The following is a 25724-nucleotide window of genomic DNA, read 5'->3' on the forward strand; positions in this document are numbered from 1 at the left end:
CGAGCAGTCCGGGGCCGGACGGACCCGCCTCGCAAAAATTGTCAGAGGCGTCGTGCAGAGTGGAAGCCATGAACACCACCGCCGTCATCATGCTGCTCGCCGGGCTCGCCCTGGGTCTGCTGGTGGGTGCCCTCGCCGCCCTCCAGGTGGCCCGCGCCCGGCAGTCCGCGCTGGAATCCGCCGGGCAGGCCGCCCTGGCTGAGGCTCGTACGGAGGCCGCCGGCGCCCGCGCCGAAGTGGCCAATGTGCGCGCCGACGCTGCCAAGGCGTGGAACCAGATGTCCGAGGTCCGGGCGGACCTGGAACGCGCCAAGGCGGAGACCGAACGCGCCCGCACGGAGGCTGCCATCGTCCGGGCCGAGGTGAGCGACGCCGAGACGCAGGTGGCCCAGGCCCATGCGCTCACCGCGCAGGCGCTGAGCGAGAAGGCCGACGTGCAGGCCCAGTTGACCGGCATGACCGCGGAACGCGACGCCGCGATCAAGCGGGCGGAGGAACTGGCGGCAGACCGGGAGTCCATCGAGAACCGGTTCAAGGTTCTCTCCAACGAGACCCTGGAGAAGCAGGGCAAGCAGGCCGAGGCGGTGGCCGATGCCCGGTTCAAGGCGACGGCGGAGCTGATGACTCCCGTCGCGGAGAGCCTGAAGCTGATGAATGACCGGATCAACCAGGTGGAGCGGGAACGGGCCAGCGCCACCGCGGAGATGCGGGAACAGATCAAGAGCGTGCTGGTCACCAGCGAGAACCTGCGCCGGGAGACCAACTCGCTGGTCAGCGCGCTGCGCAAGCCGCAGGTGCGCGGCACCTGGGGCGAGACCCAGCTGAAGCGGGTCGCGGAGCTGGCCGGCATGGTGGAGCGCTGCGACTTTGACCTGCAGACCTCCACCACCACCGATGACGGGACGCTGCGCCCGGACATGAAGGTGAACCTGGCCGACGGCAAGTGCCTGTTCGTCGATTCCAAGGTGCCGCTGAGCGCCTTCCTGGATGCCTATGAGGCCGCCGACGATTCGCTGCGCGACGCCCACCTGGCCACCTTCGCCCGGCACGTGCGCAGCCACATCGACCAGCTCTCCAGCAAGCAGTACTGGAAGCTGGAGAAGAACACCCCGGAGTTCACCATCCTGTTCATGCCCAGCGAGGCCTTCCTGCAGGCCGCCCACGAGCAGATGCCGGACCTGCACGAGTACGCCGCCCGCCGCAACATCACCCTGGCCACACCCAGCATCCTGATCCCGCTGCTGCGGGCCGTCGCGCACGGCTGGCAGCAGGCCGCGCTGGCGGAGAGCGCCGCGCAGGTGGCCGAGCTGGGCCGTGAACTGTACGAGCGGCTGGGCAAGATGGGCCAGCACTTCGACGGGGTGGGCCGCGGCCTGACTCAGGCGGTGAAGGCCTACAACTCCACGCTGGGTTCGCTGGAGAGCCGGGTGATGGTGACCGCCCGCAAGTTCAACGAGCTGGAGGTGACCCACGTCGAGCTCCCGCAGGGCAAGCCGGTCAAGGAAACCCCGCGCCAGCTGACGGCGACGGAACTCACCCGCGCAGTCGAGGAGGACAGCGCGAGCCCGGAATTGGAGGCAGCCCCCGAAGTGGCCTCGACAGGCTCGGCCGCAGTGGCCGGCACCCTGCCCACCGACGCAACCCCGGCCCCCGAGCCTGTCGAGGGGACTTCGGTCGAGCCCAAGGGCCTCCCCGAACGGGACGAGCTCACCCGGCAGCAGCCGTCGCTGGATGAGCTGATGGAGGTCCAGCCCACCGTCCTGCCGGTGGAACGACGCCGCCGCACGAGCTGAGGGTGGCACCATTGGGCGGGTGACTTCCCTTGCCGAGCTCTCCGCCCTCGTCGACGACGCCGCCACCCGCCTCTACGGCGTGGCCAACCGCACCCCGCTGCAGCGCAATGACCGGCTCAGCGAGGCCACCGGCGCCGAGGTCTGGCTCAAGCGGGAAGACCTGCAACCGGTGCGCTCCTACAAGCTGCGCGGCGCGTACAACCTGATCAGCACCCTGTCCGAGGCCGAACGCACCGCGGGGGTGGTGTGCGCGTCGGCCGGCAACCACGGGCAGGGCGTGGCGTGGAGCTGCGCCAAACTGGGCATCCGCGGCAAGATCTTCGTCCCCTCCACCACCCCGCGGCAGAAGCGGGACCGGATGATCGCGCTGGGCGGTGAGTGGGTGGAGCTGGTGGTCACCGGCGACACCTACGACGAGGCCGCGGCCGCCGCCCGGGAGACCGTCGAGGCCACCGGCGCCACCATGGTTCCCGCCTTCAACGACCCGCGCACCGCCGCCGGCCAGGGCACCGTCGCCCGGGAGATCGTCGAGCAGCTGGGCCACACCCCCGACGTGCTGCTGGTGCCGGTGGGCGGCGGCGGCATGCTGGCCGGCTGTGCCGCCTGGCTGAGCAACCGCCCCGGCACCACCATCATCGGCGTCGAGCCGGCGGGTGCGGCCTGCATGGCGGCCGCCGTCGCCGCCGGAGAGCCGGTGGAACTGCCGTCGATCGACACCTTCGTCGACGGCGCCGCGGTGCGCCAGGCCGGTGACTTCACCTATCCCCTGGTCCGCGAGGCCGGCCTCGAACTGGTCACGGTTCCCGAGGGCGAGATCTGCACCGAGATGCTGGCCATGTACCAGACCGACGGCATCATCGCCGAACCCGCCGGCGCCCTGGCGGCCGCCGCCCTGCGCTCAGCCACCGGCACCCCGGCGGTTACGGTGAAGCCGGGGATGAGCGTCGTCGCCATAGTCAGCGGCGGCAACAACGACGTCTCCCGCTATGCCGAGATCGTGGAACGCTCCCTGATCCAGGAGGGGCGCAAGCACTACCTGCTGGTCAACTTCCCGCAGGAGCCGGGCGCGCTGCGCCGCTTCCTGGACGAGGTGCTGGGCAGCGACGATGACATCACCTACTTCGAGTACGTCAAGCGCTCCAACCGGGAGATCGGCCCTGCCCTGGTGGGGATCGAGCTGGGCGACCCCAGCACCTACCAGGCGCTGCTGCAGCGGATGGAGGCCTCCGGGATCAAGGCCGAGGTGGTCTCCCCCGATTCCCCCTTCTACCGCTTCCTGATCTGACACCGCCACCGCGCCGGCGCCACCACCGTGGTGCCCCAGCGGGATCAGCCCTGCGAGGGGTGCGCATCACCGCAGCCGAAGACAGCAGACCGCCCCGGCCGAGCGAGGCCGGGGCGGTCTTGGATTCTTGTTGCGCAACCCTCGCAGGGTTGGGGTCAGCGAGCGGTGGGCACCGTGGCGCCCTCCCCCTCGCGGATCTGCTCGGTCAGGGCCTCGTGCTCCTCGAAGGGCAGCTCCTCGTGCACGATGTCCGGGTTCTCGTCCTGAGTGGCCACCAGCTCGTGCGCCTCTTCCTCACTGGCGACGGTGGGCATGGAACCCGGCAGCGGCTTGCGCGCGCTCTCCTTCATGCACAGCAGGGCAATACCGCCCAGGGCCGCGAAGAACATGGTGTAGAAGGCCGGGGCGATGGTGATCCCGGTGGCCTTCACCAGCAGCTCCCCGAACATCGGTGCGGTGCCACCGAACAGGGAGGCGGACAGGTTGTAGGCAATCGCCATCGCGCCGTAGCGGGAGGCCGTCGGGAACAGGGCCGGCAGGGCGGAGGCGGAGATGCTGATGTAGAACAGCACACTGAAGGCCAGCAACATCATGGCCACGAAGACCAGCTGTCGGTTGGCCATCATCAGGTAGGCCGGGACGGTCAGCACCAGGGTGGAGATGATGGCGATGGCGTAGACCGGCTTGCGGCCGATCCGGTCGGACAGCTTGCCCACGAAGGGCACGCCGGCAGACAGCGCCAGCAGCGCCGGGATGGTGGCCAGCGCGGCCTGCGTCGCGGTGTAGCCGTGGTTGGTTTCCAGATAGGACGGCATGTACGACGTCAGGGAGTAGCCGGCGGTGTTGGTGGCACCCACCAGCGCCATCGCGATCAGGATGGGGCGCCAGTGGTGGCGGATGATCCCCAGCACGCCCAGCGGGGCGTTGTCCGGGGTGGATTCGGCGGCGGCCTCCATCGCCTGGTTCTGTTCGAAGGCGGGAGACTCCTCGATCTGCAGCCGGAACCAGAGCGAGATCAGGCCCAGCGGCAGCGCGATCAGGAAGGGGATCCGCCAACCCCAGGAGAGCATGGTCTGTTCGCCCAGCAGCAGCTGGCAGGCAACCACCGTCGCGGCACCGAAGGCGAAGCCCAGGTAGGAGCCGACGTCGAGGATGCTCGCCAGGAAGCCCCGCTGCTTGTCAGGCGCGTATTCGGCGACGAAGGTGGTGGCCCCGGCGTACTCGCCACCGGTGGAGAAACCCTGCACCATCCGGCACAGCAGGAGCAGCACCAGCGCCCAGTTGCCGATGGTGGCGCTGGTGGGCAGCATGCCGATGGCCGCCGTGGCCACCGACATCATGATCATGGTCAGGGCCAACACCTTCTGCCGGCCGATCCGGTCACCCAGCGGGCCCAGCACCAGGCCACCGATGGGACGCACCACGAAGCTCACCGCGAAGCCGGCCAGCACGACGGCCATCCGCCACTGCTCCGGCACGTCCGGGACGAAGAGCACGGCCATGGTTGCCGTGAGGTAGCCGTAGATCCCGAAGTCGTACCACTCCATCCCGTTGCCCACCAGGGCGCCGGCTATGGCCTTGCGCATTGGTTGGCGATCCACGACGGTGACGTGATCGACGGTGAGTCGCCGCTCGCGCTTCTTGCGACGGCCGGGAATGATGCGGTGAGACCGCTCCATGCGATTGTCCTCCAAGAGTTGTCAGACTGGACTGTCCAGTCCACAAACCCGCAGAACATTTCCACACTTGCAGGTTCACTTCCCACCCATTCGGGCGCATTAAGCGTTGAGTGAACCGATTTGGCGGAGCCTCAGTGATTCAATAATTTCATCATGCTGGGTGCCGTCGCCGCTTGCATGGCGGCCGTTCGAGGTTCTGATCGGCTCCCACCGGAGTTGCGTGCGGCTGCCACGCTGCGGCACGTGGCCCACCCGGTGCCACGGGTGGAACGAGCTGAGCGGGGTGCCGGCCGTAGACCCGCGGCCAGCATGCCGTCCTGCCAGCCAGCGGCCACGAAAACAGATGCAGGACGAGGGGCCCAACGCAATAGTTGCGTTCGACCCCTCGTCCTGCATCTGATTTCGGCGGAGCCTGGCGGGCTCAGTGCCGGGCGGCGTGCTTCGGCAGGTCCTTGCGCAGCTCCGGCGGCAGGGCGAAGGTCAGCGACTCCTCAATCAGGCGCTCCTCGACAGCCTTCGGGAATCCCTTGCCCTCCAGGTATTCCAGCACCCCGTCGACCAGCACCTCGGGCACCGACGCACCGCTGGTGACGCCGACATTGTTCACGCCCTCGAGCCAGGCCTCGTCGATCTCGCTGGCATTGTCCACCCGGTAGGCCGCCTTGGCGCCGGCCTCCAGCGCCACCTCCACCAGCCGCACGGAGTTGGAGGAGTTGCGGGAGCCGACGACGATCATCAGGTCCGAGTGCGCCGCGATCTGCTTGACCGCCAGCTGCCGGTTCTGGGTGGCGTAGCAGATGTCGTCGCTGGGCGGGCTCTCCAGCAGCGGGAACTTGGTCTTGAGCCGCTCGACGGTCTCCATCGTCTCGTCGACGCTCAGGGTGGTCTGGCTGAGCCACACGACGGGCTTGTCCGTGGGCAGGTCAACCGTGTCCACATCGTCGGGGGTCTCGACGAGGGTCATGTGCTCGGGCGCCTCGCCCATGGTGCCCTCCACCTCCTCGTGCCCGGCGTGGCCGATCAAGACAATCGGGAGCTCCTGCTTGGCGAAGCGCTTGGCCTCGTGGTGCACCTTGGTGACCAGCGGGCAGGTGGCGTCGATGGTCTTCAGGCCACGCTCGGCCGCCTCGTCGTGCACCATGGGGCTGACGCCGTGCGCGCTGAAGACGACGGTGGCGCCCTCCGGCACCTCGCTGAGCTCCTCGACGAAGATGGCGCCGCGCTGCTCCAGAGTCTCCACCACGTGCTTGTTGTGCACAATCTGCTTGCGCACGTAGACCGGTGCGCCATAGGTGTCCAGGGCCTTCTCGACGGTGATCACCGCGCGGTCCACCCCGGCGCAGTATCCCCGGGGAGCCGCGACGACGACGTGCTTGGCAGTTTCGCTCATGCGCCCAGTCTAGGGGCGCGCCTGATTGGGGCACCTCCCCTCGGCCTGCCAGCCCTCCCCTCGGCCCGTCAGCCTGCCAGCCGTCCCCCGCACCTCGGAGCGCCACTCCGCACCCCGGAACGGCACCCTGCACGCCAGCCACCCCGACCCCGCACCCCAACGAGCACCCTGCACCCGCTCCAGCGGGTGCACAGCCAGGCTGCATGGACACCGGGGGCTACGCGCACTCCGCGCCCATCGTGGGAACAGCATGCGCGGCCGGGATGCAGAGCCCTGACGGGGTATCCGGGGGTATCCGGCACAGCCTGAACCGCGAAGATCGGTCTGAGCCAGCAGCGCGCCTACTGGGAGCGGCCACCCGGGAATTGTCGGTGGGCCCCGCTATCGTCAAGGACATGGCAATGGAGAGCTCCCCCGAACACCCGGTGGCACTGGGCCGCGTGGTGCAGGCGGTCAAGGGTTGGGTGGAGCGCTGCGGCGCGGTCTGGGTGGAGGCCCAGGTGATCCAGATCAACCGTCGCGCCGGGTCGTCGACGGTGTTCATGACCATGCGGGACACGCTGGCGCAGACGTCGGCCTCCATCAGCTGCTCGACGGCAGTGGTGGACGCCGCGGGGCCGTTGACCGAGGGCACCACGGTCACGGCCTGGATCAAGCCGACGGTGTGGAGCAAGAACGGCGCCCTGAGTTTTGAGTGCCGGGAGATCCGGATTGCCGGTGAGGGTCGGCTGCTGGCCCAGCTGGAGCAGCGCAAGCGGATGCTGCAGGCGGAGGGGCTCTTTGACCCGGCGCGCAAGAAGCGGTTGCCCTTTCTCCCCCGGGCCATCGGCCTGGTGACCGGAGCCGGATCCGCCGCGGAGCGGGATGTTCTCACCAATGTGGAGTTGCGCTGGCCCGCCGCCCAGGTGGTGGTCCGGCACGCTTTGGTGCAGGGCGACAAGGCCGCGGCCGAAGTGATGCAGGCCCTGGCAAGCCTGGACGCCGAGCCGGACGTGGACGTGATCATCCTGGCGCGCGGCGGGGGCTCGCTGGAGGACCTGCTGCCGTTCAGCGACGAGGGCCTGGTGCGCGCCGTCGCGGCGGCGCGGACACCCGTCGTGACCGCGATTGGGCATGAACCAGACGTCCCGATCGTGGACCTGGCGGCGGACCTGCGCGCTTCCACCCCCACCGACGCCGCCAAGCGGGTGGTCCCCGACGCCCGCGAGCAGGCCGAGCAGGTGCAGCAGGCGCTGGGCCGGATCCGCGGCGCCGTCGTGAACCGGGTGAAGGCGGAGCAGCAGCAGCTGGATGCCCTCAAGTCCCGGCCCGTGCTGCGGGACCCGGCCGGCAGCTTCGAGGTGCACTATGACCGGCTGGAGAACCTGCGGCTGCGGCTGGACCACGCGATTGACCGGACGCTGACCCACCAGGCCACCGGGCTGGCGCACGACCTCAGCCGGGTTCGCGCCATGAGCCCCAAGGCCACCCTGGAACGCGGGTACACCATCCTGGTGGACGGCGAGGGTGCCTCCATCAGTTCCATCCGCGACGTCGACCTGGACGACGACGTGATGGCCTACCTGGCCGACGGCAAGCTGACCCTGGGCGTCACCGGGATCGACGACCCCAGCGGCGAGTTGACCGCCAGCATGGACGACTTCGAGATGACTTTCGACGAGGAGGACCAATGAGCCAGAACGCTGAGAACCCAAGCCCCGAGGGCCCGGCCGACAGCCCGGCAGGGCAGCCGGAGCTGGGCTACGAGCAGGCGCGGGAGGAACTGGGCGAGGTGGTGCGCAAGCTGGAATCCGGCGGCGTCCCCCTGGCCCAGTCGATGGAGCTGTGGGAGCGCGGCGAGAAGCTGGCCGCCATCTGCCAGCAGTGGCTGGACGGCGCCAAGGCCAAGATCGACGCCGCCCGCCAGGCCGCGGACGCCGAGCAGGGCTGACGCAACCTGGGCCCGGATGCCCCCCGACAAGCTCGGGGACCGTGGTGAGGTTCGTCGTCGGGTCCGGAGCCTCGCAGCGCGGTTCCGCGAGGAGACGCGAGCTAGCGAGTGTCAACGAGACGCAGCGCCAGAGGCTGCCGGCCCGACGACGAACCGACCCCTTCGACAAGCTCGGGGACCGGTGGTTGCATCCGCTCGGGGCCGGGGCCGGATTCAGGACAGGGTTGAGGCGAAAGCCTCCACACCCTCGTAGCTGGTGTCGGCGCAGACCACCGTCGTGGTGGGCTTGGGCTTGTCCATCGAGTTGACCAGGCACCGGGTGCGGTCGTCCTCGGTGACCATCCGGGTCCACTTCTTCCCGCCGACGGTGGACTCACCGTCGGGCCGCGCCTCCCGGGTGACCGACTTCACGAATTCCGGCTGGTTGGCGCCCAACCGCTGCTTCACCTCGTGGTACACGGTCTCCGGGCTGAGGAAGCCCAGCTGCAACTCGTCGTTGCCATACCGCGCCCGGATCGGCTTCCACGTCTCGGGCAGGTTGCTGGGGGCCAGGACCTGGAAGGACGCCTCGGTGCGGGCGTCGGCCACCACCGGCTTCCAGTCGGCAGCCGGCACCTGGGGCTCGTCGGGAATGCGGGCAAACCAGTAGTAGATGGCCAACGCGGGCACCAGAATCACGGCAAGGGAGATGATCATGTCGCGGCCCGTGGCCCTCGTGTTACGCACGCGCTGCATCCTACGTCACCGGCGACGACGCGCTGGGTGCATGATTCTGGAATGCAGAACGCGGCCACCCTGGGCTTTGATGACACCGACGGCTTCGACATCGCGCTGCGTCACCGCGAAGACCCGGTGCACGGCGAGGTGCACGAGCTGGTGGTCAACGGCATGTTCGCGATGGACAGTGTCGACGCCTCCAGTGAGGTGCGGCTGGCCGAGCTGGTGGACTCCGCTGCCCGACGGGTTCTGATCGGTGGGCTGGGCTTGGGCTTCACCGCCGGCACCGTGCTGGATCGGCTGCCCGACGCCCGGGTCACCGTCGCGGAACTCTCGTCCGCGTTGATCGGCTGGGCGCGCGACGGCCTGGTGCCCAGCCTGGCGCGCGTAGCCACCGATCCGCGGTGCACCCTGTGGCACGTCGACGTCGCGGAGTCCCTACGCACCACGTCGGGCTGGGACGCGATCCTGCTGGATGTGGACAACGGCCCGGACTTCTTGATCCACGACGCGAATGCCGCGCTCTACGGCAGCAACCTGCTCACAGCCGCCCGCGATGCGCTCGCCCCCGGCGGCCTGTTGGCCATCTGGTGCGAGCAGGAGTCGCCTGCCCTTCACGACGAGCTCGCCAGACTGGGCGACGCGAGTCTGGTCACGATCCCGGTGGATCGCGACGGACACCGGATTGACTACGCCATCCACTGCCTGCGCCGGTAGCTCGGCTGAGCCGCGAAAGCACGCCCGGGGGTCCTGCCAGAACCAGGGCTCCGTCGAGGTGTGTATGGCCGTGTGTATGCACACAGCCTTGGGAGTCTTACGCCAGAACCGGGGCCTCGACGGGCGCTTGCTGGAGCTTGGCGATCGGCGGCCGCCGTAAAGCGTGCGTCGTCCGGGCAAGAAGCCACCCCTCGACCGGCTCAGGCACCGTGGGGCCACCCAGAGACCACGAGGGGCCGGCTCGGGGACCGTGGGAGGACTATCCGCGCGCGGCTTCGTGGTCGGTGATCCCGAAGGCCAGGGCCAGGTCCAGCAGGCGTCGGGCACGGGCGAGCTTCGGGGTGTCGGAGGCGCTACGGATCTGGTTGCCGCCGGCCTCGAAGTCGGCCAGGAACTCGCTGGCCCACTCGATGTCCTCCGTCGACGGCGAGAGCACCTCGTTGACAATCGGGCACTGTTCCGGGGTGAGGCACAACTTGCCGCGCATGCCGAACTTCTGGGTGTTGTCCGCGGAATTGGCCAGCTTGCCACCCGTCGCACCGACGGCCGGCCCGTCGATCGGGCCGGGCAGCCCGGCAGCCCGGGAAGCAATGGTCAGCTGGGAGCGGGTGTAGGCAAGGGCCATCTGGTCGTCGTCGATGCCGGTGTCCCGGCGGAAGTCTCCCAGCCCGAAGGCGATCCGGAAGGTGGCGCGGGACTGGGCGATCCGGTCCAGCAACATCATGGCGCGGGCGGTCTCGATCATCGCCACCACCTTCTGGTGGGACTGCAGCTTCTCCGCCGTCTTCTGCACGTGCTCGCTGGTCTCCACCATGGCCAGCATCACGCCGTGCATGCCCTCGAATCCGGCCAGGGCGTCCAGATCCCCCTCCCACCAGGCGGTGCCAAAGCCGTTGATCCGCACCCAGGCCTCGCCGCCGGCCTGGAAGAAGTCGACGACATTGCGCCGGGCCTGCTCCTTCTGCGCGGCCGCCACCGAGTCTTCGATGTCCAGCACCACCGCGTCGGCCTGGCTGTTGACGGCGGCCTGGAAGAGCTCCGGCTTGGCGGCGTTCACCAGCAGCCAGCTGCGGGCGATGTCCGGGGAAATTCGGCTGGTGGGGGTGGGCAGCTGATCAGTCATGGCGCCTCCTGGGCGGTGGGTCGGCTGAACTGGACGGCACGTGGGGCAGGCACGAGGGGGTGTGCCGGTTGAAGGGACGGGTGACCCACCCATTGTGCGGGCAGGCCACCCGTCCCGTCCGGCAGCAATCGCCGGAGGGTCAGCGGGAGTTCAGATCCCGCCCTCCAGCATCTCGGTGACCAGGGCCGCAATCGGGGAGCGCTCGGAGCGGGTCAGGGTGACGTGCGCGAACAGCGGGTTGCCCTTCAGCTTCTCCACCACCGCGGCAATCCCGTCGTGCCGGCCGACCCGCAGGTTGTCCCGCTGGGCGACGTCGTGGGTGAGCACCACCCGGGAGTTCTGGCCGATCCGGCTGAGCACGGTGAGCAGCACATTGCGCTCCAGGCTCTGCGCCTCGTCGACGATCACGAAGGCGTCGTGCAGGCTGCGCCCGCGGATGTGGGTCAGCGGCAGCACCTCCAGCATGTCCTGGGCAATCACCTCGTCGATCACGTACTTGTTGGTCACCGCACCCAGGGTGTCGAAGACCGCCTGACCCCACGGGGCCATCTTCTCGTTCTCCGTGCCGGGCAGGTAACCCAGCTCCTGGCCACCCACGGCATAGAGCGGCCGGAAGACGACGACCTTCTGGTAGAGCCGCTGCTCCAGCACGGCCTCCAACCCGGCGCACAAGGCCAGCGCGGACTTGCCGGTGCCGGCGCGGCCGCCCAGGGAAACGATCCCGATCTCCTGGTCCAGCAGGATGTCCAGCGCGACCCGCTGCTCGGCGGAGCGGCCGTGCAGGCCGAAGGCGTCGCGCTCGGACCGGATCAGCTTCACCGTGCCGTTGGGCATCTTGCGGCCCAGGGCGGTGCCGCCCGACGGGCAGTGCAACTTCAGCCCGGTGTGCACCGGCAACTCGTCGGCCTCCAGCACCTCGGTCTCGCCGTGCTCGTAGAGACCCTCGACGACGTGCGTGGGCACCTCCACCTCCCGCATGCCGGTCCAGCCGCTGTCGACGCCCTGCTCGGCGCGGTATTCCTGCGCCTCCAGACCGACGACCGACGCCTTGACCCGCATCGGGAGGTCCTTGCTGACCACCACGACGTCATTGCCCTCAGCGGCCAGGTTGATGGCCACCGCCAGGATTCGGGAGTCGTTGTCCCCCAGCCGGAAGCCGGCCGGCAACCGTTCGGGATTGGTGTGGTTCAGCTCGATGTGCAGGGTCCCGCCGGTCTCGTTGACGGTCACGGGCTCGTCCAGCCGGCCATTGTCCAGCCGCAGGTCATCCAGCAGACGCAGCGCGGTGCGGGCGAAGTAGCCCAGCTCGGGGTGGTGCCGCTTGGCCTCCAGCTCCGCGATCACGACGATTGGCAGCACCACATGGTGCTCGGCAAAACGCAGCAGGGCGCGCGGATCGCTCAGCAGCACGGAGGTGTCCACCACATAGGTCTTGAGGCCGGTGCCCGTCGTCGAGGAGGCGAGGGTCTGCTCGGAAGGCTTGAGCACAAGGAGCTCCTTCATCGGTGAAGGGGCCGGTTGCTCGGCAGCCGACCCCATTCGTCATCAGGGTGTCGGTGGTGCCGGGGGACGCGCCGCATGCCGTCCGGAGCGCTGTGCTCCCGGGCCAGTCGTCGGTCCGTCCATGTCCCCCAAGCTACGACGCTCCCGGCCGCGGGGACGACGTCACGCGTCCAACTTCACACACTGTTCACCGCATCGTCAGGTGCCCCGGGCCATCCGCGACCGGGGGCCACAAGGGGCCAACGGCCAGAACAGGTACAAGAGCTGACTTCTTGGCCCCGCCGCCTGGCGCCCCAGCTGCGGACCCCCGGCGCCCACAGAAATGTCGGACCGGATGCCTAGTGTGGGTGTCATGACGATCCTGCCCGAACACCTGCGGCTCAGTGCTGCACCCGTCGCGCCCCAGACCTCCGTCGTGGCCGGGGAGCACTACCGGTTCACCGTCCTGACCGAACAGCTGGTGCGGTGTGAGTACTCGCCCACCGGCGTCTTCGAGGACCGGGCGACGCAGACGGTGCTGCACCGGGACCTGCCGACCCCGAACTTCCGGGTGCATCGCGACGGGAACCGGGTGCAGATCATCACCCGCGCCTTCCACCTGGACTACTCGGGCGGCGAGTTCACCCCGCAGAGCATCAGCGTGAAGGAGCTGACCGGCGGCTACCACTCGGTGTGGCGGCCGGGTGAGGAGCCGGACAGCAAGTTCGCCCAGTACGTCGGGGTGCGCACCCAGCTGGGCGGCACCGCGCGCACCCTGGACACCGTCGATGGCGCATGTGAACTGGAGAACGGGCTGGCCAACTCCTTGGGCATCACCAGCCTGGACGATTCCCACACCCTGGCGCTGACCGACGACGGGTGGGTGGCCCAACGGCCCGAAGGGAATGTGGACGTCTACGTCTTTGCCCACGGGCAGGCCTACGCCGACGCGGTGGCTGACTTCTACCGGATCAGTGGGCCGCAGCCGGTGCTTCCCCGCTACGCGCTGGGCAACTGGTGGAGCCGCTACCACGCCTACACCCAGGCCGAATACCAGGCGCTGGTGGAGCGCTTCGAGGCCGAGCGGCTGCCGTTCAGCGTCGCGGTGGTGGACATGGACTGGCACCTGACCGAGATCGACGCGAAGTACGGTGCCGGCTGGACCGGCTACACCTGGAACCGGGAGCTCTTTCCGGATCACGTCGGATTCCTTTCCTGGCTGCACGAACACGGGTTTAAGGTGTCGCTGAATGTGCATCCGGCGGAGGGGGTGCGGGCCTTCGAGGAGGCCTACCCCCGGATGGCCCGGGCGTTGGGCATCGATCCGTCGACGGAGCTTTCCGCCACCTTCGACTTCGCGGACCCGGCCTTCATCAATGCCTACTTCGAGCAGCTGCACCACCCGCTGGAGGACGAGGGGGTGGACTTCTGGTGGCTGGACTGGCAGCAGGGCAGCCACTCCCGGATCCCGGGGCTGGACCCCTTGTGGATGCTGAACCACCTGCACTTCCTGGACTCCGGGCGTGACGGGCGTCGGCCGCTGACCTTCAGCCGCTATGCCGGGCCGGGTTCCCACCGCTACCCCGTCGGATTCAGCGGGGACACGGTGATCAGCTGGGCCTCGCTGGCCTTCCAGCCCTACTTCACGGCGACCGCCTCCAACATCGGCTACGGCTGGTGGAGCCATGACATCGGCGGGCACATGTTCGGCGTCAAGGATGACGAGCTGGCCACCCGGTGGGTACAGCTGGGTGTCTTCTCACCGGTGAACCGGCTGCATTCGTCGAATGGCATCTTCAACGGCAAGGAGCCGTGGCGGTTCAATCCCGTCGCGGAGCGGGTGATGGGAGACTTCCTGCGCCTGCGACACCGGCTGGTGCCATGGCTGTTCACGGAGAATGTGGTGGGCCATGAGGAGCTGCGGCCGCTGGTGCGGCCGATGTACTGGACCGACCCCCGGGAGCAGGTGGCCTACGCCGCGCGGAACCAGTACTGGTTTGGCCGGGACCTGTTGGTGGCACCCTTGACGACGCCCGTCTCCCCCGCGACGCAGTGCGCCGCGGAGCGGCTGTGGCTGCCGGAGGGCCACTGGGTGGACTTCTTCACCGGGCTGGCCTACCGGGGTGGCCGCGCGGTGACGATGCACCGGCCGATCAGCCAGCTGCCGGTGCTGGCCCGGGCGGGTGCCATCATCCCGCTGAGCGGGGATGAGGACCTGCGGGTGGAGAATCCCGCCGCGCTGGAGTTGCGGGTCTTCGCCGGGGCCGACGGCTGCTACACCCTGGTGGAGGACGACGACCGGGCCGAGCCCCGCACCGTGCGGACCCGCTTCGACTATTGCCACGCGACGGGTTGCGTGACGATCCACCCGGCTGCCGGAGACCTGAGCGTGGTGCCGGAGCGCCGCAACTACCGCTTGGTGTTGGTGGGCGCCGGGGCGGAGCAGGTGGTGGAGCTGGGGCAGGTGGCGACGGCTGCCGGTGCGACGGCCCACTTTGCCGTGCCCCTGGCCTTTGACAACCGCGTCGAGGAGCGGATCTTCGACTTCCTGGACCGGGCCCAGATGCCGATCTTCACCAAGGAGCGGGCGATGCAGCTGGTCAAGGAGCATGCGACGCCGGGCGCGCGGATCGCCGCCCTGAGCGAGCTGGAGGGGCTGGACGACGAGGTACTGGCGGTGCTCCGGGAGCTGGTGCTCGCCCTGGAATGAGCGACGACCCCTCGACCTGCCACAACGACCCAGCCCGTCCAGACTCACCAGCCAACCCCCAACGACCGAGCCTGTCGAGGCCCAGCCAACCCCGCCGGCCGAGCCTGCCGAGGCCCAGCCAACCCCCAACGACCGAGCCTGCCGAGGCCCCTCCGGTGGAAACTTCCCCCAAACGGACTTCGGCCCCGCAGGCGGTGCCTGCGGGGCCAGGGGGTCCGCACCCGGTAAGGGATCACGTTCATCCACCGGGCGCAGCTGCGCGCTGGGCCTTTCCCCCGAAGGGCCCATTCGGCCACCGGATCAATGATGAATTCCGGTAACCCCGTCCACCCCGACCCGTCGGCCGGTCGAACGGTGCCGCCGACGAATCCCCCGAAAGCGTCGGCAACACGATCCATCCTGTGATGAATTGGTGGCGCGTTCAAGCCAACCCGGCCCTGCGAGCAATTCGTTCAGACGGCAGACAGTTTGCGCGCCGATTTGTCCCGTGAATGGGGGACAACACGCTGATTCATCCCGCGGCAGTGGCTTCGGACGGCAGATTCCGTGCGGATTCGCGGGGCGCGGGGCCATCAGAAGGCCACCAGGGTCCCCACTCCGAGCCCTTGTGCATCGATACACCATGGGTCTACAGTTCTGCCATCGGTCTTCTTTCGAATGAACTTCACTCGAAAGTTTTTCAAAACTCTCCCAAGGACGACGACGATGTCAGAAGGCAAGCATCTGGTGGGGATCACCGCCTGCCCGTCAGGCGTGGCACACACCTACCTGGCTGCGGAACAGCTGCAGCAGACCGCCCTCAGCATGGGCTACACCATGGACGTGGAGACCCACGGTTCCATCGGTGTCGAGAACCGCCTCACCCAGGAATCCATCGATCGCGCCGAAGCCGTCGTGATCGCCGCGGACAAGACTGTCGAGCTGGACCGTTTCGCTGGCAAGCGCGTAGTGGTCAGCGGGGCCAGCGACGGCGTCCACAAGTCGGAGGAGCTGATCCGCAAGGCCTTGGCAGCCTCGCCCCTGGAGCTCAAGGGCTCCGGCTCACACCCGACGGGTGTCGGCGACTCGCCAATCCACGGCGACGGCATCGGCAAGGCCATCTACAAGAACCTGATGAACGGCGTCTCCCACATGATCCCGTTCGTGGTGGTCGGCGGCCTCTTCCTGGCCTTCGCTCTGTCCCTGACAGGGGAAGCCGGCGTCCCCAAGGGCGGTTTGGCGAAGACCATCTGGGATGTCGGTGTCTTGGGCTTCACCCTGATGGTGCCCATCCTGTCGGGCTACATCGCCTACGCCATTGCCGACCGTCCGGGTCTGGCGCCGGGCATGATCACCGGCATGCTGGCCACTTCACCGGCCATCTACCATTCCGAGGCGAGCGCAGGCTTCCTCGGCGGCCTGATCACTGGCTTCGCCTCCGGATACCTGGCCTTGGCCATCAAGAAGATCCCCGTCGGTCGGTACATCCAGCCCATCATGCCGATCATCGTCATCCCCGTGGTCACCACGCTGACCGTCGGCGGGATGTTCGTCTACGTCCTGGGCGGCCCGATCGGTCACATCTACACCAGCCTCACCAGCTGGATGGCGGGCATGACCGGCGCCAGCGCCATCGTGCTGGGCATCATCCTGGGTCTACTCACCGGTTTCGACCTGGGGGGCCCGGTGAACAAGGTGGCCTACGTCACCATGGGCGCCTGCATCACCGCCGGCAACTTCGGCCCCGGCGCCATGAACGGCGTCGCCGTGGCGGTTCCCCCGATCGGTCTGGCCATCGCTGCCTTCGTTGCTCGCCGCTACTTCACCGACGCCGAGCGCCAAAACGGCATCGCGGCCCTGTTCATGGGCTGCTTCGGAATCACCGAGGGCGCAATCCCCTTCGCCGCGGCCCGACCGCTGCAGATCATCCCGGCCAACATGATCGGCGCCGCCACTGGTGGCGCGCTGGCCGCGCTGCTGGGCCTGACCAACCGGATCTGGTGGGGTGGCCCGATCGTCGCCCTGTTGGGCGGCACCAACAACCCGCTGCTCTTCCTGCTGTGTGTCCTGGTGGGCTCCTGCGTCACCGCGGCCATCGCCATCGGTCTCTTGGCCGTGACCCACCGCCGCACCAAGAGCACCCAGCCCGAGCTGGCCATGTCCACGGCCGCCGCTGCCCCGCTGGCCAGTGCTCCGGCCTCCACCAACGCCCCGGTGGTCACTGGCGCCAGCGCCACCACCACGCTGACCAAGCCCGCCGTCGTGATCACCGATTACCTGGATGTCCGCACGGTGGAGCTGAACGCTGCACCCACCAGCCGCGACGAGGCCATCCGGATGCTGGTGGAGGTGGCCGGCCGCTCCGGCAAGGTGACCGACCCTGAGGCCGTGGCCGCCGAAGCGATCCGGCGCGAGGGACAGTTCTCCACCGCCGTCGGAAACCAGATTGCCATCCCGCACGCCAAGACCGACGGGGTGAGCAGCCCGGTGGTGGCATTCGCCCGCTCCGCCAATGGGATCGACTGGGCCTCCCCCAGCGGTGACCTGGCCGAGCTGATGTTTCTGATTGCCGTCCCGGCCGCAGCCGCTGGCAAGGAGCATCTCCAGATCCTGGCCAAGCTCTCCCGAGCCCTGGCCAAGGCACCCTTCCGAGAGGGGCTGAAGGCTGCCACCACGGACCAGGAAGTCGTCGACCTGATCCACGAGTACACGAAGTGAAGTTCCGTGCCCCGGGTGGATCAGACCACCATCACCCGGGGCACGGACTGCTTCAGCTGAGTCCGTGCCTCGGCGGACAGGGCATCGTCGGTGATGATCCCGTCCAGATCCTCCAGGCCAAGTACCCGCACGAAGCCCGCCCGGCCGCACTTGCTGGCGTCGGCCACCAGCCAGGTGGAGTCCGCCTGCTCCCGCATGGCCACGATCACCTCCGCACCCTCAGCAAAGGGCGTGGTCAGCCCCCGACGGGTGGTGAACCCGTCGGTCCCCACGAAAGCGTGCTGCACATGGAATTCGCGGATCGCCCTCAGCGCCACCGGCCCCACCAAGGACTCGGTCTGGCGGTGCAGGGTGCCGCCGGTGAGGATCACGGTGAGCTCGGGATTGTTGCGCGCGGCCGCGAAGACCAGCGTGGAATTGGTGACGATCTGGATCCCGCGACGGTTGGCCAGGTGCCGGACGATGGCCGAAGTGGTGGTGCCGGCCTCGATCATCAGGCTGTCGCCATCCTTGACCAGAGCGGCCGCGGCGCGTGCGATCCGTTCCTTGGCCTCCACATTGAGCCGCTCCCGCTCCAGAACATTGCGCACCGAGGTGGACTGCGCACCACCGTGGGTCCGCGCCAGCAGGCCGCGGTTCTCCAGATCCCTGAGCTGGCCCCGGATGGTCACCTCGGAGACCCCCAGGTCACGTGCCAAGCGCCCCACCGACAGGCTTCCATCCCGGGCCAGGAGGTCCAGCATGTGGGCCTCACGCTGCTGCCGGTTCATCGAAACCATGTCGGTCACCTTTCGTGTCAGCAGCGATCGTAACCAGAAACAACAGATCCAATCGCTTCAATCCTAAACACAGGAGCACTCATGACCATTCGTTGGGCCATCGCTGGCCCCGGCGCCCAGGCCACGGTGATGGCAGAGGAATTCGCCCACGCCGGTGACGGCATCGAGCTGATGGCCGTCGGCGCCCGGCCCGAGGACCACGGCGAGGCTTTCGCCGAGCGCTTCGGCCTGCGCCTCATGGACTACGACAAGCTGTTCGCCGCTGAGGACGTCGACGTGGTCTACCTCGCGACGCCGCACGCCTTCCACACCGATCTGGCGCTGCGGGCCATCGAGGCCGGCAAGGCGCTGGTGGTGGAAAAGTCCTTCACCACCACCCTGACCGACACCCAGCGGATCATCGACGCCGCCCGGGAGTGCGACGTCTTCTGCATGGAGGCCATGTGGACCCGCTTCCTGCCCGCCTACGACACCCTGCGCCGGCTCATGAGCGACGGTGTGCTGGGCGAGGTGCGCAGCGTGCAGGGCGACCTGACAGCACACCGCGACTTCGATGACCGCAACCGGCTGTTCAATGCCGCGATGGGCGGTGGCGCGATGCTGGACCTAGGGGTCTACTGCCTGCACATGGCCACCGACCTGCTGGGGCTCCCCGAGCGATTGGCCGTCACCGGCGGCACCATGCCCAATGGCGTCGACGGTGAGGCCGGGATGCTGCTCGGCTATCCGAACGGTCGTTTCGCCACCCTCGGGATCTCCTTCAAGACCTACGGTCCGGGACGGATGGCCGTGATGGGCACCGAGGCCTGGGTGGACATCCCGCCGCGATTCCACCGGATGGACAAGCTGGTGCTGTACCGGCCCGGCACCGAGGCCCAGCAGATCGATTGCCCGCGCGTCGGTCTGGGCTATTCCTACGAACTACGCCATGTCAGCGAATGCCTGCGATTGGGCCTCACCGAGTCCCCGCTGATGCCGCTGACCGAGACCCTGGAAGTCCAGAAGTTGATGCAGCAGGCCCTCGAAAGCCTGCGCAACTGACCACCAACCCCCACGAAAGGAACCGTCATGACCACCCTTGCCCCCCTGGGCTTCTACATCGACTGCGCCGAGCAGACCGTGAGCGAGCAGTGGCTGCCCACCGGCATCTTCTCCGGTGTGACCTCCAACCCGACCCTGCTGCGGGACGCCGGAGTGCGACTGGACGACGTCGCCCCGCTCTACCAGCGCCTGCACGAGCTGGGTGCCCAGGAGATCTTCTTCCAGACCTGGGGTACCGATGCCGAGGCCCTCTACGGCAATGCCCACCGGCTGCGCGAGGCAGCTCCCGAGGCAGTGATCAAGGTGCCCGCCACCGCGATCGGTGCGCAGGCCACCGCCCGGCTGCACGCCGAACAGATCCCGGTACTGATGACCGCTGTCTACTCCGCCAAGCAGGCCCTGATCGCGGCCGCCCTGGAGGTGGAGTACATCGCGCCCTACTTCAACCGGATGTTCATGGCCGGGCGCGACGCCGCTGCCGAGATCGCGCACATGACCCGCGCCATCCCGCAGGACGGCACCGGCCCCCTGGTGGTGGCGGCCTCGATCAAGTCTGCCGAGCACATGATCACCATGACCGACCTCGGCGTGCGCCGCTTCACCATCTCTCCCGACGTGATTTCCGACCTCTTCGGTGACCCGCTGGCAGCCCGGGCCGTCGACGTCTTCGAGGAGCACATGGCAGGCCTGCTCTGAGCCCTGCCATTACAGTGAGGGCCCAACCACCACGGACAGGGGCCCTGCAATGAAGCGCGCCACCATCACCGACGTCGCTGCCCATGCCGGCGTCTCGCGCACCACCGTCTCCCTGGTGTTGCGCGACGCGGATCGGATTCCTGCGGCCACGAAGGCGAAGGTCAGGGCGTCGATGGACGAGCTGGGCTATGTCTACAACCGGGCCGGAGCCGCGGTCCGGGCCGGCCAGTCCTCGCTGCTGGGCCTGTTGCTGACCGACATCCGCAATCCCTTCTTCGCGGAGGTGACCATGGCGGTTGACCGAGCGGTGGCGGCCCAGGGAATGTCGGTCCTGCAGAGCTTTTCCTTTGGCGACCCCGAGCACGAGGCCCGCAGTGCCCGCTCCTTGGCGGAACAGTTCCTCGGCGGGCTGATCCTGCTCCCCACCGCCGAGGCGACGGCCGAACGCCTGCACTTCCTGGCGGCCGCCCAGCCGCTGGTGCAGTTGCTGCGCGAGGTGCCGGGGCTGGACTGCGACTTCGTCGGGGTGGACAACCGGGAGTCGGGCCGATTGCTGGGCATCCATCTGGCGCGACAGGGTCTGCGGCGGGTGGTTCTGGTGGGCGGCACTCAGTCGGCCCAACTGGCGGATCGTCGCAGCGGCCTCTCCGAAGGCCTGGGCGGGCCGGTGCAGCTGGCACTGGGCGGCGTCGGCGGGCTGACCACCGATCAGTCCGCACAGGCCGACTGCCTGGTCACCTACAACGACACCCATCTGCTCTCCGCCCTGGGCGCGCTGCGGGCCGCGGGACGCACCCCTGGCGTGGACGTGGCAGTGGCCAGTTTCGACGACACCGCGATCGCCGCCTCGACCCACCCGACGGTGACTTCGGTGGACCATCACGTCGCCCAGCTCGCGGAGCAGGCGGTTCGTCTGGTACTGGCCCGATCGGCCGAGCCTCACCGTCCCTTGGAACGGATCCTGGTGCCCCCGACGCTGGTGGTGCGAGACTCCACCTGCCTGCGCCGCTGACCACCTTGGTTGATCCTCCACGACGCGCGGTAGTACCGTTGGTGTATCGATACACTTACTCGATGGCCAAGGAGTCGTTGATGTCGCTCGAAACCACCCACCAGCCCCTCTCCGACGTGCCGTCGAGCCCGCGAATTGACCGGCTCCGCCTCGAGATGCTCGCCGAGGAGCGCGTCGTCTCCGTCGACCAAGCCGTGATCACCACCCGGATCTACCGCGACCACGCCGACGAGCCGGTGATCGTGCGCCGCGCCCTGGCGCTGGCCGCCGCGCTGACCGAACTGCCGATTGCCATCACGCCCGGTGAACTGGTGGTCGGCAATCGCACCCCCAGCGTCCGGGCTGGCGTGATCACCCCCGAAGCCGGCGCCTCCTGGGTGGACCGTGAGATCGAGACCCTGCCCACCCGCCCGCAGGATCGCTTCGAGGTGGACGGGCAGACCATCCGTACCTTCCGTGAGGACATCTACCCGGTCTGGAAGGGAAAGAGCCTGGAAGACGTCATCGCCCAGCGCCACGGCCGCGAGATCAAGGAGATGGGCAAGGTCGTCAAGATCAACCAGACCGACCACTCCCAGGGCCACATCTGCCCGAATGTGCCCCGCTGGCTGGCCGAGGGACCTGCGGCGATCGCGCAGGAGGCAGCGGTGCGCGGCGCGACCGCCACAGGTCAGCAAGCCGACTTCTACCGCTCCGTCGAGATCGCGATGGCCGGTGTGCAGACCTTCATGACCCGCTACGCGGACCTGGCCGATGAGATGGCCACCACCGCCACCGACGAGGACGCGGCGGACCTCCGCAGGGTGTCGAGCACCATGCGTGCCTTGGCCGAACGCCCCGCGCAGGGATTCCACGAGGCAGTCCAGAGCCTGTGGGTGCTGTTCGTGGTGCTGCACACCGAGTCGAATGCCTCCTCCTTCTCCCCCGGCCGGCTCGATCTGGCACTGCTGCCCTACTACCAGGCGAGCCTGGCCGACGGAATGACCAAGGAGGAAGCCCTCGAGGTGATCGAGTGCCTCTTCCTCAAGTTCAACCAGATCGTCTACCTGCGCAATGCCAGCAGCGCCAAGTACTTCGCCGGTTTCCCGATCGGCTTCAACATCGCACTGGGTGGCCAAGACAGCCAGGGCAATGACGTCGCCAATGACCTGTCCTTCCTGTTCCTCGCCGCTCAGAAGCACCTCGGACTGCCACAGCCCAACCTCTCCGTGCGGCTGCATGAGCGCACCAACGAGGACCTGCTCAAGGAGTCGGTCCGGGTCGTCGCGAAGGGCTCGGGCATGCCGCAGTTCTTCAATGACGCTTCCGTCATCCCCGCGCTGGAGCAGGTGGGGATCAGCCACACCGATGCCTTGGACTACGCCATCGTCGGCTGCGTCGAGCTGACCACCCAGGGTAACAACCTGGGCTGGAGCGATGCCGCCATGTTCAACCTGAACAAGGCGCTGGAGCTCACCCTCACCGGTGGCGTTGACCTGCTCACCGGGGAGAAGATCGGCCCGGACTTCGGCAACCTGACCGGGTACGCCAGCTGGGCGGATCTTGAAACCGCCTTCGCCAAGACCATCGAGCACTATGTCGCCAAGATGATCGCCGCCTGCGAGGTCGTCGAGCACGCCCACATCGACGTGCTGCCCACTGCCTTCCTGTCCGCGGTGATCGACGACTGCCTGTCGCAAGGAATCGACGTGACCGCTGGCGGTGCCAAGTACAACCTGTCCGGGATCCAGATGATCCAGGTGGCCTCGCTGGCCGACAGTCTGGCGGCGTTGAAGAAGTTGGTCTTCGACGACCGCACCATCAGCCGCGAGACCATGCTGGAGGCCCTGCGCCAGGACTTCGTCGGATACGAGGTGGAGCAGGCGCTGATGCTGAACAAGGCGCCCAAGTACGGCAATGACATTGCCTACGTGGACGAGCTGGGCAGCAAGTGGGCCGGCTTCTTCGCCGACCAACTCAAGGGTTACACCAACATCCGCGGCGGCCGCTATCACACCGGCATGTACACCGTCAGCGCGCACGTGCCGATGGGTCAGAATGTCGGCGCTTCCCCCGACGGTCGTAAGGCCGCCACCCCGCTGGCCGACGGCGGTCTGTCCCCCGTCTACGGCCGGGACATGGCCGGCCCCACCGCCGTGCTGCAGTCCGTCGCTTCCATGGACAATTCCTGGACCAGCAATGGCGGCCTGCTCAACCTGAAGTTCCTGCCGAGCTTCTTCGACACCGAGACCAATGTGGACAAGTTCGCCCAGTTCCTGCGCTCCTTCGTGCAGCTGGAGATTCCGCACGTCCAGTTCAACGTCGTCCGCCGGGAGGATCTGATCGCTGCCAAGGCCAATCCGGACCAGTACCGCAGCCTGACCATCCGTGTCGCCGGCTACACCGCGTACTTCACCGAGCTCTCTGGTGATCTGCAGGACGAGATCATCGCCCGCACCACCCAGGAGCTCTGAGCCGATGCCCGCGCCCGACGCGTCCCAGTTGGCGGCCAATGTCGTCGACATCCGTCGCTTCTCGACGCATGACGGCGCGGGCATCCGCACCACCGTCTTCCTCAAGGGCTGCAGCCTCGCCTGCCAGTGGTGCCAGAACCCGGAGACGATGGAGCCCCGGATGGGGCCAGTCTTCTTCCGCAAGAAGTGCATCGACTGCATGCTGTGCGTGACCAATGCCACCCATGGGGAGGCCACGGTGGACGACGACGGGCACGTGGAGGTGGACATCACCGTCCACGAGGCCGACTGGCTGGCGCAGGTGAACCGCTGCCCCACCGGCGCCATCACCTTCAATGCCACCCGGCACACCGTGGCCGAGCTGGTCGAGATCCTCAAGCGGGACGAGGTCTTCTTCGGCAATGGCGGTGGTGTCACCTTGTCCGGCGGGGAGCCGCTGTTCATGCCGCACTTCGCGGCGGCGCTGCTCCAGGCGCTCAAGGCCGAGGGGATCAACACCGCCATCGAGACCGCGCTGAATGTGCGCACCGAATTCCTGCTGGAGGCCCTGCCCTACACCGACCACGTCTTCGCCGATTGCAAGCTGATCGACCCAGTGCAGCACAAGCGTTGGATCGGTCACGACAATGAGCTGATCCTGAAGAATCTGGCGGTGCTGCTCACCGGGGATCGGCGCGACGACGTCACGGTCCGCACCCCGATGATCCCGACCGTCACCGACACCGTGGAGAACATCGAGGGAATCGCCCGCCATATCAGCGGCCTGTACCCCGACGTGCGCTATGAGCTGCTGAACTACAACCCGATGGCGGCGGCGAAGTACGACGTGCTGCCCACCAGGACCTTCCTGTTCGAGCGGGAACGCAATCCGACGATGTACTCCGCCCTGCAGATGGATTCCTTCCGGCAGCAGGCCCGACGGGCCGGCGTGCGGAATCTGGTGGAGGTCTGAGGCCCGATTCCCGAGCCTCTCCGAAACCACGATCCCCGAGCTTGCCAAGGGCCGAGCGCCCCGCCGCACGACCCCCCCAAGCTTGCCGAGGGGCCAGTTCAGCCCGTCGGAGGCTCCCACCCGAAGATCCGCTGGGCCCGCTTCAGGCTGCGGCCCGGGGTCACCCCCGCGGCCTGCATCCAGCCGACTATCGACCGCCCACCGCCACCAGCACCGCGCTCGGTGACCGCCCGGGCCCAGTGCGCCACCTTCTGGGTGCGCTCCCGCCGCTGGGCGTCGTACTCGGCCAGCGCCCGGCCCAGCTCAAGCCCACGGGACAGGCAGTGCCCCAGCACCACGGCATCTTCCAGTGCCTGGTTGGCACCCTGGAAGAGGGTCGGCAGCATGGCATGCGCGGCATCCCCCAACAGCACGGCCCGGCCCGTGACGAAAGTCTGGGCATCAGGGCGGACCTCGAACAGGTCATGGCGCACCAGCATCCCATCGGCCGTGGCGGCCACCAGATCCTGGACCGTCTCCGGCCAGTCCCGGAAGCGTTCCCGGGCGGCCGATCGGTCATCGCCGAAACCCCGTCCAGCGTCGTGTCGGAAGGTGGCCTGCCAGCAGGCCTTGCCGCCGCCAATTGCCTGCGCGCTGAACTCGGCTCCGGGGCCCCACCAGGTCTGGGCCGTCGCCTCCGGCCACACGGCATCGTCCACCACCGCCCGCCAACTGGAGAAGCCACTGGACACGGTCGGGGCGGAATCCACCGTCCGTCGCAGGGCGCTCTGAGCACCGTCGGCAATCACCAACAGGTCGGCATGACCGACGCGTGTCTCGCCATCCTCCAACCAGACAACCGTGGCTTGCGCTCCCCTGTCCTGGCCCGGAGCGGCGTCGATCACCCGACAGCCGGGCAAGAGTGTGATCCGTTCCTGCGCCGCGGCGCACTCCAGCAAGGCGGAATGCAGGGCGCGCCGGTGCACCCCAATGGCCTGCAGGTCTGGGCCGTCCGCGAACTGGAGCACCCAGCCACCGTCAAGGTCCCGCACACCCAGGTTGCGCACCACAGCCCCGTCCGCAATCACCGCGTCTGCCGCACCAATACGTTCCAGGCAGCGCCAGCCGTTGCGGGTCACCAGCAGACCGGCTCCTGCCTCCCAGAAGACCGCTGCCTGCTCCAGTACGGTCACGTGCCAACCCGTCCTGGCCAGAGAGACGGCGGCAGCCAACCCGCCGATTCCCCCACCGCTGACGATGGCCCTCTGTTCTGTCATCGGCTTCCCGCC

General features: G+C 68.2%; 19 protein-coding genes. 12 read left to right on the forward strand and 7 right to left on the reverse strand.

Going from position 1 to position 25724, the window contains the following annotated elements:
• Positions 1 to 68: 68 nt before the first annotated feature.
• Positions 69 to 1793 (forward strand): DNA recombination protein RmuC, encoded by a 1725-nt coding sequence (gene rmuC / locus AAEX60_RS15080; RefSeq protein WP_342104556.1) that lies wholly within the window; start codon positions 69 to 71, stop codon positions 1791 to 1793.
• A gap of 19 nt (positions 1794 to 1812) precedes the next feature.
• Entirely contained in the window at positions 1813 to 3078 is a 1266-nt protein-coding gene (gene ilvA, locus AAEX60_RS15085; RefSeq protein WP_342104558.1) for a threonine ammonia-lyase IlvA, read from the forward strand.
• 155 nt (positions 3079 to 3233) lie between these two features.
• Here the strand turns inward: ilvA and AAEX60_RS15090 are convergent, their stop codons facing one another.
• Complete coding sequence (locus AAEX60_RS15090) at positions 3234 to 4757, reverse strand: MFS transporter (protein ID WP_342104560.1); 1524 nt, start codon at positions 4755 to 4757, stop codon at positions 3234 to 3236.
• Between the two features lie 421 nt (positions 4758 to 5178).
• The gene (locus tag AAEX60_RS15095; RefSeq protein WP_342104562.1) at positions 5179 to 6147 is read right to left on the reverse strand and encodes a 4-hydroxy-3-methylbut-2-enyl diphosphate reductase; all 969 of its coding nucleotides are present in this window, start codon (positions 6145 to 6147) and stop codon (positions 5179 to 5181) included.
• 395 nt (positions 6148 to 6542) lie between these two features.
• Between AAEX60_RS15095 and xseA the strand changes: the two genes are divergently transcribed.
• Entirely contained in the window at positions 6543 to 7820 is a 1278-nt protein-coding gene (gene xseA / locus AAEX60_RS15100) for an exodeoxyribonuclease VII large subunit (protein WP_342104564.1), read from the forward strand.
• On the forward strand, positions 7817 to 8077 hold the full coding sequence (locus AAEX60_RS15105) for an exodeoxyribonuclease VII small subunit (protein ID WP_342104566.1): 261 nt from the start codon (positions 7817 to 7819) through the stop codon (positions 8075 to 8077). The genes xseA and AAEX60_RS15105 overlap by 4 nt, the downstream gene beginning before the upstream one ends.
• Before the next feature lie 213 nt (positions 8078 to 8290).
• Here the strand turns inward: AAEX60_RS15105 and AAEX60_RS15110 are convergent, their stop codons facing one another.
• On the reverse strand, positions 8291 to 8803 hold the full coding sequence (locus tag AAEX60_RS15110) for a DUF4245 domain-containing protein (RefSeq protein ID WP_342104569.1): 513 nt from the start codon (positions 8801 to 8803) through the stop codon (positions 8291 to 8293).
• A 51-nt stretch (positions 8804 to 8854) separates the two neighbouring features.
• On the opposite strand from AAEX60_RS15110, the gene AAEX60_RS15115 reads away from it, so the two are divergent.
• On the forward strand, positions 8855 to 9511 hold the full coding sequence (locus AAEX60_RS15115) for a spermidine synthase (protein WP_342104571.1): 657 nt from the start codon (positions 8855 to 8857) through the stop codon (positions 9509 to 9511).
• A gap of 259 nt (positions 9512 to 9770) precedes the next feature.
• Here the strand turns inward: AAEX60_RS15115 and AAEX60_RS15120 are convergent, their stop codons facing one another.
• Positions 9771 to 10634 carry an HpcH/HpaI aldolase/citrate lyase family protein gene (locus AAEX60_RS15120; protein ID WP_342104572.1) on the reverse strand — a complete coding sequence of 288 codons (864 nt, stop codon included), beginning with the start codon at positions 10632 to 10634 and terminating at the stop codon, positions 9771 to 9773.
• A gap of 150 nt (positions 10635 to 10784) precedes the next feature.
• Complete coding sequence (locus AAEX60_RS15125; RefSeq protein WP_342104574.1) at positions 10785 to 12122, reverse strand: PhoH family protein; 1338 nt, start codon at positions 12120 to 12122, stop codon at positions 10785 to 10787.
• A 367-nt stretch (positions 12123 to 12489) separates the two neighbouring features.
• Between AAEX60_RS15125 and AAEX60_RS15130 the strand changes: the two genes are divergently transcribed.
• Together AAEX60_RS15130 and AAEX60_RS15135 are read left to right on the forward strand one after the other, a co-directional pair.
• Positions 12490 to 14826: a glycoside hydrolase family 31 protein gene (locus tag AAEX60_RS15130; RefSeq protein ID WP_342104576.1), complete on the forward strand. Its 2337-nt coding sequence runs from the start codon at positions 12490 to 12492 to the stop codon at positions 14824 to 14826.
• A 705-nt stretch (positions 14827 to 15531) separates the two neighbouring features.
• A complete protein-coding gene (locus tag AAEX60_RS15135; RefSeq protein ID WP_342104579.1) occupies positions 15532 to 17523 on the forward strand; it encodes a fructose-specific PTS transporter subunit EIIC in 1992 nt (663 codons plus the stop codon).
• Between the two features lie 20 nt (positions 17524 to 17543).
• Here AAEX60_RS15135 and AAEX60_RS15140 read toward each other — a convergent pair whose 3' ends face one another.
• The gene (locus tag AAEX60_RS15140; RefSeq protein ID WP_342104584.1) at positions 17544 to 18302 is read right to left on the reverse strand and encodes a DeoR/GlpR family DNA-binding transcription regulator; all 759 of its coding nucleotides are present in this window, start codon (positions 18300 to 18302) and stop codon (positions 17544 to 17546) included.
• A gap of 81 nt (positions 18303 to 18383) precedes the next feature.
• Here AAEX60_RS15140 and AAEX60_RS15145 point away from each other — a divergent pair, with 81 nt between their 5' ends.
• From AAEX60_RS15145 to AAEX60_RS15165, 5 genes are all read left to right on the forward strand, one after another.
• A complete protein-coding gene (locus tag AAEX60_RS15145) occupies positions 18384 to 19343 on the forward strand; it encodes a Gfo/Idh/MocA family protein (protein ID WP_342104586.1) in 960 nt (319 codons plus the stop codon).
• A 27-nt stretch (positions 19344 to 19370) separates the two neighbouring features.
• Positions 19371 to 20039, forward strand: coding sequence for a transaldolase family protein (locus AAEX60_RS15150; RefSeq protein ID WP_342104588.1), 669 nt, complete (start codon positions 19371 to 19373; stop codon positions 20037 to 20039).
• A 49-nt stretch (positions 20040 to 20088) separates the two neighbouring features.
• Complete coding sequence (locus tag AAEX60_RS15155) at positions 20089 to 21051, forward strand: LacI family DNA-binding transcriptional regulator (protein WP_342104590.1); 963 nt, start codon at positions 20089 to 20091, stop codon at positions 21049 to 21051.
• 80 nt (positions 21052 to 21131) lie between these two features.
• Positions 21132 to 23504 (forward strand): glycyl radical protein, encoded by a 2373-nt coding sequence (locus tag AAEX60_RS15160; protein ID WP_342104592.1) that lies wholly within the window; start codon positions 21132 to 21134, stop codon positions 23502 to 23504.
• Between the two features lie 4 nt (positions 23505 to 23508).
• Positions 23509 to 24456 (forward strand): glycyl-radical enzyme activating protein, encoded by a 948-nt coding sequence (locus AAEX60_RS15165; protein ID WP_342104594.1) that lies wholly within the window; start codon positions 23509 to 23511, stop codon positions 24454 to 24456.
• Positions 24457 to 24554: 98 nt separating this feature from the next.
• On the opposite strand, the gene AAEX60_RS15170 is transcribed toward AAEX60_RS15165, so the two are convergent.
• Entirely contained in the window at positions 24555 to 25712 is a 1158-nt protein-coding gene (locus AAEX60_RS15170; protein WP_342104596.1) for an FAD-dependent monooxygenase, read from the reverse strand.
• Positions 25713 to 25724: the final 12 nt, after the last annotated feature.

The organism is Luteococcus sp. H101 (assembly GCF_038433155.1).
Taxonomy (GTDB): domain Bacteria; phylum Actinomycetota; class Actinomycetes; order Propionibacteriales; family Propionibacteriaceae; genus Luteococcus.

What these genes read in the sequence shown, in the direction of transcription:
- AAEX60_RS15145 (WP_342104586.1), top strand. Translation starts at nt 18,384, where the DNA reads ATGACCATTCGTTGGGCCATCGCTGGCCCCGGCGCCCAGGCCACGGTG.
- AAEX60_RS15160 (WP_342104592.1), top strand. Translation starts at nt 21,132, where the DNA reads ATGTCGCTCGAAACCACCCACCAGCCCCTCTCCGACGTGCCGTCGAGC.
- AAEX60_RS15140 (WP_342104584.1), bottom strand. Translation starts at nt 18,302, where the DNA reads ATGGTTTCGATGAACCGGCAGCAGCGTGAGGCCCACATGCTGGACCTC.
- AAEX60_RS15105 (WP_342104566.1), top strand. Translation starts at nt 7,817, where the DNA reads ATGAGCCAGAACGCTGAGAACCCAAGCCCCGAGGGCCCGGCCGACAGC.
- AAEX60_RS15130 (WP_342104576.1), top strand. Translation starts at nt 12,490, where the DNA reads ATGACGATCCTGCCCGAACACCTGCGGCTCAGTGCTGCACCCGTCGCG.
- AAEX60_RS15095 (WP_342104562.1), bottom strand. Translation starts at nt 6,147, where the DNA reads ATGAGCGAAACTGCCAAGCACGTCGTCGTCGCGGCTCCCCGGGGATAC.
- rmuC (WP_342104556.1), top strand. Translation starts at nt 69, where the DNA reads ATGAACACCACCGCCGTCATCATGCTGCTCGCCGGGCTCGCCCTGGGT.
- AAEX60_RS15170 (WP_342104596.1), bottom strand. Translation starts at nt 25,712, where the DNA reads ATGACAGAACAGAGGGCCATCGTCAGCGGTGGGGGAATCGGCGGGTTG.
- AAEX60_RS15155 (WP_342104590.1), top strand. Translation starts at nt 20,089, where the DNA reads ATGAAGCGCGCCACCATCACCGACGTCGCTGCCCATGCCGGCGTCTCG.
- AAEX60_RS15135 (WP_342104579.1), top strand. Translation starts at nt 15,532, where the DNA reads ATGTCAGAAGGCAAGCATCTGGTGGGGATCACCGCCTGCCCGTCAGGC.
- AAEX60_RS15120 (WP_342104572.1), bottom strand. Translation starts at nt 10,634, where the DNA reads ATGACTGATCAGCTGCCCACCCCCACCAGCCGAATTTCCCCGGACATC.
- AAEX60_RS15150 (WP_342104588.1), top strand. Translation starts at nt 19,371, where the DNA reads ATGACCACCCTTGCCCCCCTGGGCTTCTACATCGACTGCGCCGAGCAG.
- AAEX60_RS15165 (WP_342104594.1), top strand. Translation starts at nt 23,509, where the DNA reads ATGCCCGCGCCCGACGCGTCCCAGTTGGCGGCCAATGTCGTCGACATC.
- xseA (WP_342104564.1), top strand. Translation starts at nt 6,543, where the DNA reads ATGGCAATGGAGAGCTCCCCCGAACACCCGGTGGCACTGGGCCGCGTG.
- AAEX60_RS15115 (WP_342104571.1), top strand. Translation starts at nt 8,855, where the DNA reads ATGCAGAACGCGGCCACCCTGGGCTTTGATGACACCGACGGCTTCGAC.
- AAEX60_RS15090 (WP_342104560.1), bottom strand. Translation starts at nt 4,757, where the DNA reads ATGGAGCGGTCTCACCGCATCATTCCCGGCCGTCGCAAGAAGCGCGAG.